At 47.8% G+C, this 17,280-nt stretch carries 13 protein-coding genes and 1 riboswitch; of the genes, 10 read left to right on the top strand and 3 right to left on the bottom strand.

What is annotated here, in order from left to right:
- Positions 1-9 precede the first annotated feature (9 nt).
- From MKY42_RS25635 to ptsP, 9 genes are all read left to right on the top strand, one after another.
- On the top strand, positions 10-1,608 hold the full coding sequence (locus MKY42_RS25635; RefSeq protein WP_339845748.1) for a UDP-glucose--hexose-1-phosphate uridylyltransferase: 1,599 nt from the start codon (positions 10-12) through the stop codon (positions 1,606-1,608).
- A gap of 131 nt (positions 1,609-1,739) precedes the next feature.
- Positions 1,740-2,327 carry an MSMEG_1061 family FMN-dependent PPOX-type flavoprotein gene (locus MKY42_RS25630; RefSeq protein ID WP_090903938.1) on the top strand — a complete coding sequence of 196 codons (588 nt, stop codon included), beginning with the start codon at positions 1,740-1,742 and terminating at the stop codon, positions 2,325-2,327.
- Between the two features lie 92 nt (positions 2,328-2,419).
- Positions 2,420-3,583, top strand: a complete 1,164-nt coding sequence (locus MKY42_RS25625) for an iron-containing alcohol dehydrogenase (protein ID WP_090903937.1) — start codon at positions 2,420-2,422, stop codon at positions 3,581-3,583.
- Between the two features lie 261 nt (positions 3,584-3,844).
- On the top strand, positions 3,845-4,381 hold the full coding sequence (locus MKY42_RS25620) for a protease (RefSeq protein WP_090903936.1): 537 nt from the start codon (positions 3,845-3,847) through the stop codon (positions 4,379-4,381).
- A 58-nt stretch (positions 4,382-4,439) separates the two neighbouring features.
- Positions 4,440-5,993 carry a flotillin family protein gene (locus MKY42_RS25615; protein WP_090903935.1) on the top strand — a complete coding sequence of 518 codons (1,554 nt, stop codon included), beginning with the start codon at positions 4,440-4,442 and terminating at the stop codon, positions 5,991-5,993.
- Between the two features lie 166 nt (positions 5,994-6,159).
- Positions 6,160-7,014, top strand: a complete 855-nt coding sequence (locus MKY42_RS25610; RefSeq protein WP_090903934.1) for a PRD domain-containing protein — start codon at positions 6,160-6,162, stop codon at positions 7,012-7,014.
- Between the two features lie 288 nt (positions 7,015-7,302).
- Positions 7,303-9,354: a glucose-specific PTS transporter subunit IIBC gene (gene ptsG, locus MKY42_RS25605; RefSeq protein WP_090903933.1), complete on the top strand. Its 2,052-nt coding sequence runs from the start codon at positions 7,303-7,305 to the stop codon at positions 9,352-9,354.
- Between the two features lie 78 nt (positions 9,355-9,432).
- On the top strand, positions 9,433-9,708 hold the full coding sequence (locus tag MKY42_RS25600; protein ID WP_036617010.1) for an HPr family phosphocarrier protein: 276 nt from the start codon (positions 9,433-9,435) through the stop codon (positions 9,706-9,708).
- Entirely contained in the window at positions 9,701-11,413 is a 1,713-nt protein-coding gene (gene ptsP / locus MKY42_RS25595) for a phosphoenolpyruvate--protein phosphotransferase (protein WP_090903932.1), read from the top strand. The genes MKY42_RS25600 and ptsP overlap by 8 nt, the downstream gene beginning before the upstream one ends.
- A gap of 259 nt (positions 11,414-11,672) precedes the next feature.
- On the opposite strand, the gene gcvPB is transcribed toward ptsP, so the two are convergent.
- The 3 genes from gcvPB to gcvT form a co-directional block, all read right to left on the bottom strand.
- Positions 11,673-13,160, bottom strand: coding sequence for an aminomethyl-transferring glycine dehydrogenase subunit GcvPB (gene gcvPB, locus MKY42_RS25590; RefSeq protein WP_090904024.1), 1,488 nt, complete (start codon positions 13,158-13,160; stop codon positions 11,673-11,675).
- Between the two features lie 92 nt (positions 13,161-13,252).
- On the bottom strand, positions 13,253-14,608 hold the full coding sequence (gene gcvPA / locus MKY42_RS25585; protein ID WP_090903931.1) for an aminomethyl-transferring glycine dehydrogenase subunit GcvPA: 1,356 nt from the start codon (positions 14,606-14,608) through the stop codon (positions 13,253-13,255).
- Positions 14,605-15,741 (bottom strand): glycine cleavage system aminomethyltransferase GcvT, encoded by a 1,137-nt coding sequence (gene gcvT / locus MKY42_RS25580; RefSeq protein WP_339845741.1) that lies wholly within the window; start codon positions 15,739-15,741, stop codon positions 14,605-14,607. The genes gcvPA and gcvT overlap by 4 nt, the downstream gene beginning before the upstream one ends.
- Before the next feature lie 301 nt (positions 15,742-16,042).
- A riboswitch (glycine riboswitch) is annotated at positions 16,043-16,165 on the bottom strand.
- A 347-nt stretch (positions 16,166-16,512) separates the two neighbouring features.
- On the opposite strand from gcvT, the gene gcvH reads away from it, so the two are divergent.
- Positions 16,513-16,902: a glycine cleavage system protein GcvH gene (gene gcvH, locus MKY42_RS25575; RefSeq protein ID WP_339845738.1), complete on the top strand. Its 390-nt coding sequence runs from the start codon at positions 16,513-16,515 to the stop codon at positions 16,900-16,902.
- Positions 16,903-17,280: the final 378 nt, after the last annotated feature.

The following is a 17,280-nucleotide window of genomic DNA, read 5'->3' as shown; positions in this document are numbered from 1 at the left end:
AACATCGATATGTCACAGACTCATATTGCAACAGGCGCCACAGAGCGGACACCGGAGCAGCAGGAAGCACTGCATGCCATTGAACGTCTGGTAGCATTTGCCTTGCAGAACAAATTGATTGAAGAAGCGGATCGGGATTACAGCCGTAATCTTCTGCTGGAACAGTTCGGGTTCTCCGAGCCGTATGCTGGAGTATTGAACGAGACGGTGTTGGATGGACCCCAACCATTGCTGGACACGCTGATTGATTATGGATTCGAAATTGGACTTATACCTGAAAATACCGACACGTACCGTGATTTGCTCGATGCGAAAATTATGGGTCAATTGATGGCCCGTCCATCCGAGGTGGTGCGCGCATTCCGTTATACCGAGCAGACCGAAGGCATCGAAGCGGCTACCTCGCAATTCTATGAGCTTTCGATTCATTCCAACTACATTCGGATGGACCGCATTTCCAAGAATGTGTATTGGACACAGCATACAGCTTATGGAGATATGGAGATTACGATCAACCTCTCCAAGCCGGAGAAAAGTCCGAAGGAAATCGCGATGGCCAAGCTGCTTCCGCCTCCGGTATATCCGAAATGCCAACTCTGTCGTGAAAATGTGGGCTATGCCGGTCGGGTCAACCACCCGGCACGTCAAAACCTGCGTGTCATTCCATTGGAATTGAACGGCGAACCTTGGTTTTTCCAATACTCGCCATATGTGTACTACAACGAGCACTGCATTATTTTCCATCACGATCATGTGCCGATGAAATTGACCAAAGATACGCTGCGCAGGCTGCTGGCTTTTGTGGGAGAGTATCCGCATTACTTTATCGGTTCCAATGCCGATCTGCCCATCGTTGGCGGTTCCATCCTGACTCATGACCATTTCCAGGGTGGACGTCATACCTTTGCCATTCAAAATGCGAAGCCAGAGGCTGTATTCCGCCACGCTGGTTCACCGGGCCTTACGCTCAGTCTTGTGAAATGGCCAATGTCCGTACTGCGGCTGGCCTCACAGGATCCGACTGAGTTGCTCGAAGCGGGGAATGCCGTTTATGAAGCGTGGAAGGTGTACAGTGATTCTACGGTGGAGATCGAAGCATTCAGTGAGGTTGATGGAGAGCGGATTCCGCACAATACGGTTACGCCAATCGTTCGTCGCAGTGCGGACGGTGGATATGAGATGGACCTCGTTCTGCGGAACAATCGCACGAATGATGAACATCCCGAAGGGATTTTCCACCCGCATCGCGAAATGCATCATCTGAAAAAAGAGAACATTGGACTCATCGAAGTGATGGGGCTTGCAATTCTGCCAGGTCGTTTGAAAGAAGAGCTGGACAGCATCGCGGATATTCTTGCTGGGGATACCCAACTTGCTGAGGCGGCCAAAGCCTCCGAACATGTGTTGAATAAACATCTGGGCTGGGCAGAAGAATTGATCGAACGTTTCGGTCCCAACCTGAACAAGGAGCAAGCTGTTGCGCTTGTGCAACAGGAAGTCGGCTTGAAATTCGCCGAGATTCTGGAGCATGCGGGTGTTTACAAATATGATGAGGCAGGACGTAAAGCATTCCGTCGTTTTGTAAGCAGCATGGGATACACCGAATAAACATGATAACGAGGAACACCAGCCCATACAAGGGCTGGTGTTTTTGGTACTTCTTTTCTATGCACACATGTATAATCTTAGAAGAAAAGTCATGGACACTCCTTATCATTTGAAGAAAAGGGGATACGAAAATGGAAAAAAAGGTTTTGAATTTACCATTAGTTACCGATGCAGAGGAATTGCAGACCATGGTAGGAGAACCAAGCGAACAAGTACTCAACAAGGTGATTTCCTTTGTGGACACACATGTACAGCACTTTCTGTCCATGTCGCCATTATTCTTCCTGTCCACTTCAGACAGTTTAAGTAAAAGGGATGTATCCCCTCGCGGCGATGAGGCAGGCTTTGTGAAAGTGTTGGATCAATATCGGCTTGTCTATCCCGAACGTCCGGGTAATCGCCGTATCGATTCGTTGCTGAACATCCTGTCCAACCCTGGAGTTGGCATGATTTTTCTAATTCCGGGTATGAATGAAGTGCTGCGGATCAATGGGAGGGCCTCAATTACGAAGGATGAGGAATTTATCGCGAGCATGGGGTGGAGCGGCAAAACCATCGGGGCTGCTGTCATTGTGGATGTGGAAGAATGTTTCATTCATTGTCCAAGAGCGTTTAAACAGGCGGGAATATGGTCTTCTGAGACATGGGTGGATAAGGAAAGTCTGCCTTCAACCAGTGAAATGTTCCGTGCACACTTGCAAATTAATGGATTGCTATAAAGTGAGTGGCTATCGATTTGTTTTTGTATAATCGGGGTACTATAATTGGAGTTGCACTAAAAATTCTAAACTCCATTGGAGGCGACATAGATATGAGATCTTTTCAATTTTATAATCCAACCCGATTGATTTTCGGTAAAGGTCAGCTGGAAGCACTGAAAACCGAAGTACCGAAATACGGTAAACGGGTTCTGCTTGTATATGGTGGCGGCAGTATCAAACGCAGCGGTTTGTACGAGCAGGTGATCGGACTGCTGAAGGAAGTTGGAGCTGAGGTTACAGAGCTGGCTGGTGTAGAACCGAACCCGCGTCTTTCGACTGTTCACAAAGGCGTAGACCTCTGCAAAACGAACAACATTGACCTGGTCCTCGCTGTAGGCGGCGGCAGTGTACTGGATTGTGCCAAAGCGATTGCCGTAGGTGCCAAGTATGATGGCGATATGTGGGATTTTGCTCAGCGTAAAGCCGTTGCACAGGATGCTCTTCCGCTCGGAACCGTGCTGACAATGGCTGCAACGGGCTCGGAAATGAACTCTGGATCGGTTATCACCAATCAGGATACACAGGAGAAGTTGGGCTGGGGCAGCGCGTATTCGTTCCCTGCGTTCTCGATCCTTGATCCGGTAAATACATATACCGTTCCTTTGGACCAAACGGTTTATGGCATGGTTGATATGATGTCCCACGTACTGGAGCATTACTTCCATCTGGATGCCAACACACCGGTTCAGCTCGGATTCTGTGAGACGATTCTGCGCACAGTTATGGATGCAGCCCCTCGTCTGGTTGAAGACCTGGAGAACTATGAACTGCGTGAAACGATTCTGTACTGCGGAACGATGGCATTGAACGGCGTACTGAACATGGGTCTCGCGGGTGACTGGGCTACTCACAATATCGAACACGCGGTATCCGCAGTGTATGACATTCCGCATGGCGGAGGGCTCGCGATTCTGTTCCCGCACTGGATGAAGCATAATGTGGACGTCAATGTGGATCGGTTCAAACGTCTCGCGATCAATGTGTTTGAAGTTAACCCTGAAGGTAAATCGGACAAACAGATTGCTGAAGAAGGAATTGAAGCGTTGAGCAAATTCTGGACATCCATTGGTGCGCCTAACCGTCTGGCTGATTATGATATCGATGACAGCCAAATCGAAGTTATGGCTGATAAAGCCATGCTCTTCGGCCCATTTGGTAACTTCAAAAAATTGCAACGTGAAGATGTTGTATCCATCTACAAGGCTTCTCTGTAAAAACAAAACGCAAAAGGCACAGCAATGTGTTCTGGAACCGCACGTCTCCTTTAACGGAGATTTGCGGTTTTTTGTTGTGAATAAGAGCCAATCGGAGATTGTTCCAGCAACGGGGCCATATTGCGAGGAGAATAACCATTATCGGGTCTGGAAACCAAATGAGGAAAGATTTTGAAACATAACGGCACCTTGCTACGTATTTATTTACATGAGGAATGCCCAGTTGGATGGAATTGCGGCAGAAGAGAGGAGGAACGGGGAATGGAGTCAATCTATTGGGGGTGTCTAATTGGAGGAGCCATATTTGCAGTTGTCAGCCTTGTACTAGGTGACTTGATTGATGGCTTGCTGGACGGGGCCTTTGAATTGCCAGGCCTTGATTTTTTCAAACCTGTTGTGCTGGCCGGTTCCATAACAACCTTTGGCGGAGCCGGTATTATGCTGACACGTTATAGCTCGTTAAGTGCAATTTCGGCATTGATACTATCCCTGCTTATAGGTATTGCTGCAGCCATGCTGGTATTCTTCGCATATATCAAGCCGATGCGTAACAGTGACGTCTCCATAGCGTTTTCCATGAAAGAGCTATCTGGGAAAATTGGAGAAATTACCATTCCGGTACCGGAAAAAGGTTTTGGTGAGGTTATGATCAAAATTGCTGCCGGTAATACGGTGCACACGGCATCCAGCTTTGAACATCGTCCCATTGCGGCGGGAGCGCGTGTTGTAGTTGTGGATGTAACCGAAGGTGTCCTGCGAGTATCGGAATGGGATGAAGATGTACTTAAAAATGTTTAAGGTAGTTTAACCGTTAGCAGTGTAAGCAGTCATGTATGAATAAGGGGAGAGATGTGGAATGGATTTGAATTTGGATTGGGATGTATTGTTGATTCCTGCAGTTGTGGTAGGTGTTATTCTGATTCTTGGTTTGGCGTTCTGGGCGAGGTACAAAACGGTTGGGCCGGATGAAGCCATGATCGTTACGGGTTCATTCCTGGGAAGTAAAAATATATCCGACGATGACTCCGGACGAAAAATTAAAATTGTTCGTGGAGGCGGCGCATTTATCTTGCCAGTGTTCCAGCAGTCAGAGTTTATCTCGCTGTTGTCCCACAAGCTGGACGTTTCCACGCCGGAAGTATACACGGAACAAGGGGTACCGGTCATTGCCGATGGTGTCGCCATTATCAAGGTCGGAAGCTCTGTAGAAGACGTGGCTACTGCAGCCGAGCAATTTATCGGTAAGCCGGTAGAATCGTTAAGAGGTGAAGCGCAGGAAGTTCTGGAAGGGCATTTGCGGGCCATCCTCGGAACGATGACGGTGGAAGAAGTATATCGTAACCGCGATCGCTTCGCGCAAGAGGTTCAAGGTGTAGCTGCCAGGGATCTGAAAAAAATGGGACTGCAAATTGTCTCTTTTACCATCAAAGATGTTCGTGACAAACAAGGTTATCTGGATGCCCTCGGTAAACCGAGGATAGCAGCCGTCAAGCGGGATGCTGAAATTGCGGAAGCAGAAGCGATGCGGGATGCACGTATTCAGAAGGCTAATGCGGAAGAGCAAGGGCAAAAAGCCGAGTTGCTGCGTGATACGAATATCGCTGAAGCTGCAAAAGAGAAGGAACTGAAAGTAGCGACATTTAAGCGGGATCAGGATACAGCTAAAGCCGAAGCAGATCAGGCGTACCATATCCACGAAGCACGTGCGAGACAAACCGTGGTGGAAGAAGAGATGAAGGTTGAGCTCGTTCGTAAAGAACGTGAGATCGATCTGCAAGAGAAAGAAATTATCGTACGTGAGAAGCAATATGATGCTGAAGTGAAGAAAAAGGCAGAAGCAGACCGTTATGCGGTGGAGCAGGCTGCCGAAGCGGATAAAGCCAAAAGAATGCGTGAAGCCGATGCGGTACAGTACTCCATTGAAACGCATGCAAAAGCTACTGCCGAGCAGAAGCGTCTCGAAGGTCAGGCGATGGCAGATGCTGAACGCGCTAAAGGTACAGCAGATGCAGAGGTTATTCGCCTCCGGGGTCTGGCGGAAGCAGAAGCGAAGGAAAAACTGGCCGAGGCGTTCCAAAAGTTCGGCGAAGCTGCCGTGCTCGATATCATCGTCAAAATGCTGCCTGAACTTGCTGGTAAAATTGCGGAGCCGATCTCCTCGATTGATAAGCTGACTGTTGTGGACACAGGTAAAGGTGAAGGCGCCACTCGTGTAAGTAATTATGTAACTGAGCTCATGGCGACGGCTCCTGAGATGCTCAAAAGTGTCTCCGGCATTGATGTGGAGCAGTTAATTAAAGGTCTCACCAAACCTAAAACAACAGCACCGGTTGCTATTCAACAGAGTGAACCTGTTACAACCCCATCGATAATCGATAAGATTGTGGAAAAAGCTGGAGTTGAAGATTAAGACAACGAATCATAACGCACTCATGCTCTATTGACCTTAAGGCAAATTTTTGTTACTTTTTAAGCGAGACGTCCGGCGCGGTTTGCCCGCTTCCGGATGTCTTTTCTTACTTAATAGGGTGTGACTGAATCACACCTAAGATGGTGTGAAAAAAGAGGTGCAAACATTGAGTAGCCTGCAAGTAGCCAAAGCGCTAAATAATAATGTAATTATTGCACAGCATCCTGAGCATGGAGAAGTTGTCGTGATTGGTAAAGGCATCGGCTTCAATCGGAAGACGAAAGACATTATTCCACTGATGGCTGTGGAGAAGATGTTCATTTTGAGAAACCAGCAGGAGCAGGAGCAGTATAAACAGCTTCTTCCACAAGTGGATGAAGCATTGATCGAAATTATTAACGAAGTCATTACGTATATTGCAGAACATACAGACGTTCCTTTAAATGAACATATTCATATCGCATTGACCGACCATATTTCTTTTGCATTAAAACGAAAAGAACAAGGGATTGTCATTCAGAATCCTTTTCTATATGAGACCCGTGAAATCTATCCTGACGAATATCGCATGGGCGAATATGCAGTTCGTTTGATTAAAGAAAAACTGGGCGTAGATCTGGGAATGGATGAAATCGGTTTTATTGCGCTCCACATCTACAGTGCGATGACCAACCAAAATATTTCTCAAGTTCGCGAGCATTCCCAACTGATTACCGATTTGGTGAGCCTGGTGTCCACCCAACTGGATTATTCGTTTGAGACGCAGTCACTGGATTACTCCCGGTTACTGACTCATCTTCGGTTTGCCTTGGAACGAGTCCGTCGGGGAGATAAAGTGGAAGAAATCCACAAATTGGATTCCCTATTGAAGTTAGAATATCCTGAAATGTACTCGCTTGCATGGAAGCTGACGAAGGTGATGGAAAAAAGGTTGAATCTTCCAGTCTATCCTGCTGAAGTAGGGTATCTGACCATCCATTTGCAGCGACTGAATCAAAGGAAAGAAGAAGACAACCAGTGAATTTTTTCCACAAGTGGAATTGCAGTTTGAGAAATTTCTTGTAAAGGCTTGCATCGTTTTTGAAGTGATGCTACAATGGTCTCCGTAATCAAGCAACTGAATAAACACAAACGACGTGTTACTGATTCGATCAGGCATGAGTTATCTAGAGCATGATTGTTCTTACCTTATACCGGGTATGCTATACCCGAAGGTTGGACCAATTTAGCTTTGTTAACTCGTGCCTTTTTTGTTTTCCCTTGCTTGCATCACAACATAAAAATTTAAGAGAAAGGTGGATACGACGCAATGTTTAAAAAGCTTTTTGGTGTATTGCAAAGAGTAGGTAAAGCTCTTATGCTACCTGTAGCAATCTTGCCAGCGGCAGGTTTATTGCTAGGGATCGGTAACATGCTTGTGAATCCGGATTTCTTGCAGTATGCAACAGTGCTAGATACCCCATGGGTAAGCTCAATCGCGACCATTATGATGAATGCGGGTCAGATCGTATTTGATAATCTGGCATTGCTGTTCGCTGTCGGTGTAGCCGTCGGGCTGGCCGGAGGCGAAGGTGTCGCAGGTCTTGCGGCCATCATCGGTTACTTGGTCATGAACGTGACTCTAGGTACGGCTGTTGGTGTTACACCAGCCATGATCGGTGAAGTACCAGGTTATGCGAGCATCTTGGGTATTCCTACATTGAGTACAGGCGTGTTCGGGGGTATCATCATTGGTATTACCGCCGCGCTATGTTACAATCGATTTTTCAAAATCGAACTGCCGTCTTACCTCGGTTTCTTTGCAGGTAAACGATTTGTTCCCATTGTCACTTCAGTCGTTTCCCTCTTAATCGGGTTGCTTCTGGTGATCATCTGGCCTCCAATTCAAAATGGGCTGAATGCTGTATCTCACTTCATGGTAGATACAAGTCCGACATTATCGGCATTCATATTTGGAGTGGTAGAACGGTCACTTATTCCGTTCGGACTGCATCACATTTTCTATTCACCATTCTGGTTTGAGTTCGGTGAATATGTGAACAAAGCTGGAGATGTCATTCGTGGTGACCAGCAAATCTTCTTCAATCAACTGCGTGATGGCGTGAACCTTACAGCGGGAACGTTCCAAGTTGGTAAATTCCCGTTCATGATGTTCGGTTTGCCAGCTGCGGCGCTTGCGATGTACCATGAAGCAAGACCGGAGCACAAAAAGTATGTTGCAGGGATCATGGGATCAGCTGCGCTGACTTCGTTCCTCACAGGGATTACAGAACCGCTTGAGTTCTCATTCCTGTTTGTAGCGCCAATCCTGTTTGCAGTACACTGTATCTTTGCAGGTTTGTCTTTCATGACAATGCAAATTCTTGGAGTCAAAATCGGGATGACATTCTCCGGTGGATTCATTGACTTCCTGATCTTCGGGATTATCCCGAACCGCACGCCTTGGTGGGATGTTATCATCGTAGGTTTGATTCTTGCAGTGATCTACTATTTCGGATTCCGCTTGATCATTCGCAAATTCAACCTCAAAACACCAGGTCGTGAAGAGGCGACACCTGAAACAACTTCGGGCGGTGGAGGCTCAGGTTCAACAGATGATCTGCCTCACAACATTCTTGCTGCATTCGGCGGACAAGAGAATATCAAACATCTGGATGCCTGCATTACTCGTTTGCGGATTGAAGTAAATGAGAAATCCAGTGTAAATAAAGATCGTTTGAAACAATTGGGTGCATCTGGCGTACTTGAAGTGGGTAATAATGTACAGGCCATCTTCGGTACACGTTCAGATACGATTAAATCCCAAATGCAGGATATCATTGCAGGACGGACACCGGCACCAGCAGCTGTGGCTAAGCCAGCTCCTGAACAGGAAAAGGCGCAAGGTGAAGAAGGCGAACGTATTATTGCGGAAGACATCGTTATGCCAGTTAACGGCGAATTGATGGATATCACAAACGTTCCTGATCCGGTCTTTGCTGAGAAAATGACAGGTGATGGCTTTGCTGTTCTGCCTCATGATGGCAAGATCACTTCTCCTGTATATGGTAAGGTGTTTAACGTATTTCCAAGCAAACATGCCGTGGGCATTATGTCTGACGGAGGCAAGGAAGTGCTTGTTCATATAGGTGTCAACACGGTGAAGCTGAAAGGACAGGGCTTCAACGTGCTCGTGCAGGAAGGCGACCTGGTATCTGCAGGACAGCCGATTATGGAAGTGGATCTGGAGTATGTGAAAGCTAATGCTCCGTCAATCATCTCTCCGATCATTTTCACCAACCTGCCAGAAGGCTCGACAGTAACGCTAACGAAAAGTGGGTTACTGAAAATTGGCGATCAGCCGATTATTGAGATAAAATAAGAAGTGTTACAACAATGGCAAGCAAGTGTAAATATATGCAATGCCTAAAACTAAATTATTGAAAGTGAGATGATTGTAATGCAACAAACATTCAGAATTACAGATGAAGATGGTATCCACGCACGTCCGGCGACAGCCCTGGTTAATACAGCAAACAAATTCAAAGGTGCAGAATCCTTTGCAGAAGCTAACGGTAAAAAAGTAACGTTGAAATCCATCCTGGGCGTACTTTCCCTTGGTCTGGAACAAGGCGACACTATCAGCATCATCGTTGAAGGCGAAGGAGAAGCTGAAGCTCTTCAAGCTCTGACAGACGTTATGGTTAACGAAGGGCTGGGCGAAATTAATGCTTAATGTTTCTGGGATCGCGGCTTCGGCGGGTATTGCTATCGCCAAGGCGTTTATCTTGGAGCATCCCAATTACTCTGTAGAAAAACGCGAAATCAACGACGTTGACGCAGAGATCGCGAAACTCGACTCAGCACTGGGCAAGTCCCAGGCTGAGCTTGAGGCGATCAAAGAGCGTACTTTACAAGAGCTTGGCGAGAAAAAAGCTGAGATTTTTGCTTCGCATTTGCTCATTCTGAATGACCCGGAACTGATTGATCCGGTTAAAGCGAAAATTGCAGATGATAAGGTTAATGCAGAATTCGCATTGAACGAAACAGCAACGCAATTTATCGAAATGTTCGAAAACATGAAGAGTGCTTACCTGCAGGAACGTGCTGCGGATATGCGTGATGTAACCAAACGTGTGCTAAATCACTTGCTTGGTATCGAATTCATGAGTCCGGCGGAGATCAGTGAAGAAGTGATCGTGCTTGCGGAGGATCTTACGCCTTCCGACACGGCTCAACTGAACCGTCAATATGTTAAAGGTTTTGCAACCAATATTGGTGGACGTACTTCTCACTCCGCGATCATGGCTCGTTCACTTGAAATTCCGGCTGTCGTTGGAACCAAGGACATTCTGGCTCAAGCGAAACAAGGTGATATGATTATCGTTGACGGTTTGGACGGTCACGTACTGGTTAATCCAACGGATGATGTGATTGCTGAGTATCGCTCCAAACAGGAACAGTACGATGCACAACGTGCCGAGTGGAGAAAACTGCGTGATGAGCCAACGGTAACGGTGGACAACGTTCATGTGGAACTGGCAGCCAACATTGGTACACCGAATGATGTTGCCGGTGTTCTGGAGAATGGCGGCGAGGCTGTAGGCCTGTACCGTACCGAGTTCCTGTACATGGGCAGAGACAAGCTTCCTTCTGAGGACATTCAGTATAATGCTTATAAGGCTGTACTGGAAAAAATGGAAGGCAAACCTGTTGTTGTTCGTACACTCGACATCGGTGGAGACAAAGAGCTTCCATATCTGGATCTGCCAAAAGAAATGAATCCATTCCTCGGTTTCCGCGCAGTTCGTCTGTGTCTGGACCGTTTGGACATTTTCCGTACTCAATTGCGTGCATTGCTGCGTGCAAGTGTACATGGTAACCTGCGTGTTATGTTCCCAATGATCGCAACACTGGGTGAATTCCGTGAAGCCAAAGCTGTCCTGCTCGAAGAGAAGGAAAAGCTGGTTGCTGAAGGTATTGCTGTTTCAGACAGCATCCAACTGGGAATCATGGTCGAAATTCCTTCGACTGCAGTTCTGGCAGATCAATTTGCCAAAGAAGTGGATTTCTTCAGTATCGGAACGAACGATCTGATTCAATACACCATGGCTGCTGACCGTATGAACGAGCGTGTATCGTATCTGTATCAACCATATAACCCTGCTATCTTGCGTTTGGTTAAAATGGTTATCGATGCAGCGCACCGTGAAGGCAAATGGGTTGGCATGTGTGGAGAGATGGCCGGAGACGAAACAGCAATTCCATTGCTGCTCGGTCTCGGACTGGATGAGTTCAGCATGAGCGCAACATCCATTCTGCCAGCTCGCAGTCAGATCACCAAGCTGTCCCGTGCAGACATGCAAGAACTTGCTGCCAAAGCACTGGATATGCAAACGGCTGAACAAGTCGTTGAATTGGTTCAAAGCATTCAAGCGTAATGTAATTTTAAGGGGTTTCCACCCGATTTTAAGGGTTTCTTTTTCCGATAAAAAAGCTGCAGTCGTGCAGCGATTTTGCCGGTATCTGTTGCTACAGCAGATACCGGCTTTTTTTGTTTTGAGCCGGTTATTTCTATTGTAAGGTTTGTCTTAAGCAGACAAATTCAATAAAAGAAGACACAGCAACAGCGGCTTAGAGCTAGGCTGTTACTGTGTCTATATGTGCCGATATCGGAATTGCGATTTTTGTCAGACTGGTCTAACTGCAAGCACAGTTCAATACAGGTTTACGGGCGGCTGTTGTTTCATCCAGACGGGTAACCGGTGTGCTATAAGGGGCATTGAGTACCAGTTCAGGTGTCTCTTCTGCTTCCTTGGCAATACGAATCATCGTATCGATGAACCCATCAAGGGTTTCTTTGCTCTCGGTTTCCGTTGGCTCGATCATGATGCATTCCTCCACGTTCAGTGGGAAGTACACGGTTGGCGGGTGATACCCAAAATCAAGCAATCGTTTGGCAACATCCAGTGTCCGCACACCGTACTGCTTCAACCCCCGGCCAGACATAACAAATTCATGTTTGCACACGCCTGGATACGGAATCTCGTAGTAAGGTGCGAGACGAGCCATCATGTAGTTGGCATTGAGCACCGCACATTCAGATACCCGACGTAAGCCTTCAGGTCCATAAGTACGAATGTAGGCATAGGCGCGGACCAGAATACCGAAGTTACCATAGTACGCTTTGACCCGGCCAATGGATTGATCACCTTCACGATCCAATGCATATATACCCTCATCATTTTTGATGACCATCGGTTTCGGCAGAAATGGAATCAAGCGGCTCTTCACGCCAACCGGGCCGGCACCAGGTCCACCTCCGCCGTGCGGAGTACTCATTGTTTTGTGCAAATTCAGATGCACCACATCGAAGCCCATATCGCCAGGCCGAGTGATGCCCATAATGGCATTGGAGTTGGCTCCATCGTAGTACAGCAGGCCACCTGCCTGGTGCACAATGGAGGCAATCTCCTGAATGTCTTTTTCAAAAAGGCCGAGTGTGTTCGGGTTAGTCAGCATGAGCGCTGCGGTGTCCGAACCAACAGCTGCGCGAAGTGCGTCCAGATCCACCAGCCCGTCTGCGCGGGAAGGGATCGTTACCGTTTCGAAACCTGCTACGGTTGCACTTGCCGGGTTGGTCCCGTGAGAAGAGTCCGGTACGATAACTTTTGTACGCTGTTCACCACGGCCTTCGTGGTAGGCGCGGATCATCATGAGCCCGGTCCATTCGCCATGTGCACCAGCGGCAGGTTGCAGCGTAACGGCGTCCATACCGGTTAGTCCGGCAAGGTCATTTTGCAACGTGTAGAGCAGCTCAAGTGCACCTTGAATGCTGGATTCGTGCTGATAGGGGTGAATTTTGGCGAACCCGTTGTAACGGGCCACATCCTCATTAATCTTCGGATTATATTTCATCGTACAAGAACCCAGTGGATAGAATCCGTTATCTACCCCGAAATTACGACGAGACAGGGCAGTGTAGTGGCGAATGACGTCAACTTCAAAAACCTCAGGCAATGCTGCTGCTTCAGACCGGAGCAATTCCCGGGGAATCAGGGAATCCACAGCTTGACGGGGAACGTCGCATTCAGGCAAGGAATAAGCGACCCGACCCGGACTGCTGAGTTCGAAAATCAACGATTGCTCCGGTGCTGGAGAGGCAGTCTGATTAGTGACTGTTGTGATAGTTTCAGGTTGGCCCGAAGTGGAGATAGAGGTTACCGTTTCAGATTGTCCTTGTGCCGATGTTGTCGTTGTCTTTGTTGTCGTTTCCTGAGTCACAGCGATCCCTCCAATACACGTGCGAATTCATCGATCTCTTCCTTACTGCGTCGTTCCGTAACCGCAATCAGCATATGTCCGGCGAGCTCTGGATAATCACGTCCAAGTTCATACCCGCCAATGAAACCTGCATCGAGCAATTTCAGTTGCAGTGGTTCCACGTTTGTTCCTTGAGGCAGTTGGATCACAAACTCATTGAATGTAGGGGCGGTAAATGTAAGAGAGACGCCTGGAATTGCGGTAAGCGTGTTAAGGGCATAATGGCTCTTTTGCAAATTCAGATCAGCGACGTCGATCATGCCTTGTTTACCCATAATAGACATATAGACAGAGGCGCTCAGCGCGAGTAACGCCTGGTTGGAACAGATGTTGGACGTCGCCTTTTCCCGGCGGATATGCTGTTCCCGTGCTTGCAGCGTGAGTACAAAACCACGCTTGCCGTTGCGGTCCGTTGTCTGGCCTACAATTCGGCCAGGAATCCGACGCATATGAGCCTGGGATACGGCGAAGTATCCGCATGTTGGGCCGCCGAGTGAAGCGGCGATACCAAGGGGCTGTGCATCGCCAACAACGATGTCAGCACCCAGCTTGCCTGGGGCTTCCAGCAGACCCAGCGATAGCGGGTTGGCGCTGACCACGAGCAGGCTCTTGTGCGCATGCGCAAGGTCTGCGGCCTGTTTTACATTTTCCACGGCGCCGAAGAAGTTCGGGCTCTGGATCATGACGGCTGCGGTGTCATCGGAAACGGCGGCTTGCAGGGCATCCCAGTCTGTTACTCCATTTTGATATCCAATCTCAACAATCTCCAGATTGAGGCCGTGTGCGTAAGCTTGCAATACCTGACGGGACTCAGGGTGCACGGTACGTGACACAATCAGCTGTTTGCGGCGGGTTGCTGCTGCGGCCAGATTGCCTGCTTCCGCAAATGCAGTTGCACCATCGTACATGCTGGCATTGGCTACGGCCATGCCTGTTAACTCACAAATGTAAGATTGAAACTCGAAAATCGCCTGCAATTCTCCTTGGCTGATCTCGGGTTGATAGGGTGTATAGGCAGTGTAGAACTCGGAACGGGAGATGACATGATTAATGACAGAGGGAACGTGGTGATCGTAAATGCCTGCGCCCAGGAAGCTGGCGTGTGTCTCGAAGTTGGCATTGGCTCCCGCCTGCTTCGACATATGACGTGTCAGTGCATATTCATCCAGTTTGGAGGAAACGGGCAGTTCACCCTGATAGCGAATCTCCTGTGGAATGTCATGGAACAGATCCTCAATCGTTTCCACACCGATGGTTGCCAACATGGCACTCTGATCCTGCTCGGTCATGGGAATGTAGCGATGCTTGCTCATGCTTGATCAGCTCCTTGAGTAGGTGTCTTTGATTCACGTGTCCGTTTATGAAAAGGGGTCTTCACGACCTCGGCTTTTAGTTTCTTGCCACGAATCTCAATCTCCAGCGGGGTACCCAATGCAGCATATTTGCTGTCAATCAAGGCCAGCCCCAGATTACGTTTCAACGTAGGCGACTGGGTGCCTGTGGTCACTTCACCAATCTGCACGCCTTCGGCGTAAATGGGATAATGAGGGCGAGGGATGCCGCGCTCCAGTACTTCGATGCCGACCAGCTTGCGCGCAGGCCCATCATTTTTTTGCTGCAACAAGGCTTCATGTCCGATAAACGGGCCTGCATTTAGCTTCACAAACATGCCAACGCCAGCCTCCAGCGGTGAGATGGTTGCAGACAATTCCTGTCCATACAGAGGAAGCTTGGCTTCAAAGCGCAGCGTATCCCGAGCTCCTAGTCCAGTCGGAACGAGTCCGTGACCTTCTCCGGCTTGCATCAATCCGTTCCAGACCTCAGCGGCTTGTTCTGCAGGAACGTATAGCTCAAAGCCATCTTCACCCGTGTATCCGGTGCGGGATAACAGCAATGTAACGCCACATACCTTCGCATTTGCCACAAAGCGGAAAGGCTCAATCGATGACACATCGGTGTCTGTCACCGTTCTGAGAATATCCACTGCCAGCGGACCTTGCAGAGCAAGCAGCGCCGTTTGATCCGAATCATTGGTCATCGTTACGCCTGGCGTCATGTGCTGTTGCAGCCATGCCCAGTCCTTGTCGATGTTGGAGGCGTTAACGACCAGCATATAATGCTGGTCTTTCAGTTTATAGATCAGCAGATCATCGACCACGCCGCCATCCGGATAACACATTAACGTGTATTGGGCCTGACCGGGAACGAGTGTTGTTACATCATTGGTGGTCATGTGCTGTAAAAAAGCTTCCGCGTGTTCACCTTGGACGGTGAATTCGCCCATGTGGGATACATCAAATAATCCGGCACGTTCTCGCACCGCTTCATGCTCTTTCTGAATTCCACTGAATTGTACCGGGAGCTCCCAACCGCCAAAATCAATGCATCGTACGCCTTCATATTGCTGATAGAGTGGAAAGAGTGGGGTTCTAAGCAAATCGGACATCCAATCACCTCGTCATGGGCCGTCAACCGGCCGAGTGTATAACCGTGGATCAATGAATCTGGCATCACATTTTATTATAAAAGTAAGGCAAGGACGCTATAGGCAGCGCCGCTCTATAACCTGTTTTCGTTTTTTTGGGAAAAAGGAAAAGGACAGGCCAAAGAACCGGCATGCCAGAAGCACGCTGTATTCTTAGGCTCTGTCCTTGGTACCTGAGAGTTACCCCGCCGCCTGATGCAGCAGGTTTCCCCTTGGGTGATCATAACGCCCGCACAGGGCGAATAGATGCTCTCCAGAGTTGCGTCCCGTAAAAGTCCTTTTGCCTGAGAGATTCACCTCCGCTTGTCGGTGGTTTACTCCTTCGGCGTTACCGCATGTACACCCTGATTCGGGTGTCAAGGGTAATCTCTCCCTTTACATTCATCCGCGGGTATTGCATAGACCAATTAAACACATTGACTACTCTCATTAAAGCCTGAATCGTCTATTGATGTCAAGAACGATATCATAGAAATGAATAAAAAAACCGAATGATATTTTTATTTTATTTCTTAATGTTCGTCTATTTATAAAGATCGCGCTTACTTTTCTAATATTCACCATTATATGCAGGGAGGGCCCATTTGAGTTACAGGTATATAAGGAAGAAAATCAAATAAATTGTGAGGTATCTTGACATTTGAATCGAAAATATCATACGCTATGTTCTGGGAAAAAGGTTAAGGTCAAAGAAACGCATGCACTCATTAATGAAAAGCGAGGCGGATATCGATGAGCGAATTGAAAAGTGATTTCCTGTACAGTGAAGAGCACGAATGGGTGCAGACCGTTGGGGAGGATACCGTACGTATTGGCATTACCGAGTTCGCGCAGCATCAGCTGGGTGACATTGTGTTTGTAGAATTGCCTGACCTGGAATCGGATGTAAAAGCGGAAGACAGTATTGGAACGATTGAATCCGTCAAAACCGTTTCAGATTTGTTTTCTCCTGTCAGTGGAACGATTATTGCTGTGAATGATGCATTGCAGGATTCCCCGGAGCTGGTTAACAACTCTCCTTATGAGGAAGGCTGGATGATCGAGATTCGTGTTGAAGGCGACCTGACAGCAGCGCTATCCACATTGATGAATGCGGGTGCGTATCGTAAACATACGGAATAATATGAAGGTATAATTCATTGGTTGGATCGAGAGCTATAGCTTGATGTAAAAGTCCGTTTAGCTTGAAAAAAATGAAATGATTGTTTATAGATCCGGATAGTGACACTGCTTATTCGGAGAATACTTGGGCGCAATGGCCTCACCTGAGACAGGGTGAGGTGATTGCGCTTTTTTGCCGTTGTTAAATGATGAATGGGATGGAATGTTTATCACTCTAATGTGTTCCAATATCATTTCTAAATTAAATAGAAATGGCTCGTTTAAATAGAATATATTTACCATTTTATTTGTCATTAAAATGGGCTAATTCGTGGGTATGATACATGAAAGGGAATAACAGGTTCCATTCCATATACAAGGTCAAACGTTAGAAAATCC

Origin of the sequence: Paenibacillus sp. FSL W7-1088, from assembly GCF_037969855.1 — a bacterium.
GTDB lineage: Bacteria > Bacillota > Bacilli > Paenibacillales > Paenibacillaceae > Paenibacillus.
This window is presented reverse-complemented; position numbering and strand designations above follow the sequence as displayed.

Bases quoted from the DNA above. Each gene is read 5' to 3' on its own strand.
- gcvH (WP_339845738.1), top strand. From the start codon at position 16,513: ATGAGCGAATTGAAAAGTGATTTCCTGTACAGTGAAGAGCACGAATGG.
- gcvT (WP_339845741.1), bottom strand. From the start codon at position 15,741: ATGTCCGATTTGCTTAGAACCCCACTCTTTCCACTCTATCAGCAATAT.
- MKY42_RS25600 (WP_036617010.1), top strand. From the start codon at position 9,433: ATGCAACAAACATTCAGAATTACAGATGAAGATGGTATCCACGCACGT.
- ptsP (WP_090903932.1), top strand. From the start codon at position 9,701: ATGCTTAATGTTTCTGGGATCGCGGCTTCGGCGGGTATTGCTATCGCC.
- MKY42_RS25620 (WP_090903936.1), top strand. From the start codon at position 3,845: ATGGAGTCAATCTATTGGGGGTGTCTAATTGGAGGAGCCATATTTGCA.
- ptsG (WP_090903933.1), top strand. From the start codon at position 7,303: ATGTTTAAAAAGCTTTTTGGTGTATTGCAAAGAGTAGGTAAAGCTCTT.
- gcvPA (WP_090903931.1), bottom strand. From the start codon at position 14,608: ATGAGCAAGCATCGCTACATTCCCATGACCGAGCAGGATCAGAGTGCC.
- MKY42_RS25635 (WP_339845748.1), top strand. From the start codon at position 10: ATGTCACAGACTCATATTGCAACAGGCGCCACAGAGCGGACACCGGAG.
- MKY42_RS25630 (WP_090903938.1), top strand. From the start codon at position 1,740: ATGGAAAAAAAGGTTTTGAATTTACCATTAGTTACCGATGCAGAGGAA.
- MKY42_RS25615 (WP_090903935.1), top strand. From the start codon at position 4,440: ATGGATTTGAATTTGGATTGGGATGTATTGTTGATTCCTGCAGTTGTG.
- MKY42_RS25625 (WP_090903937.1), top strand. From the start codon at position 2,420: ATGAGATCTTTTCAATTTTATAATCCAACCCGATTGATTTTCGGTAAA.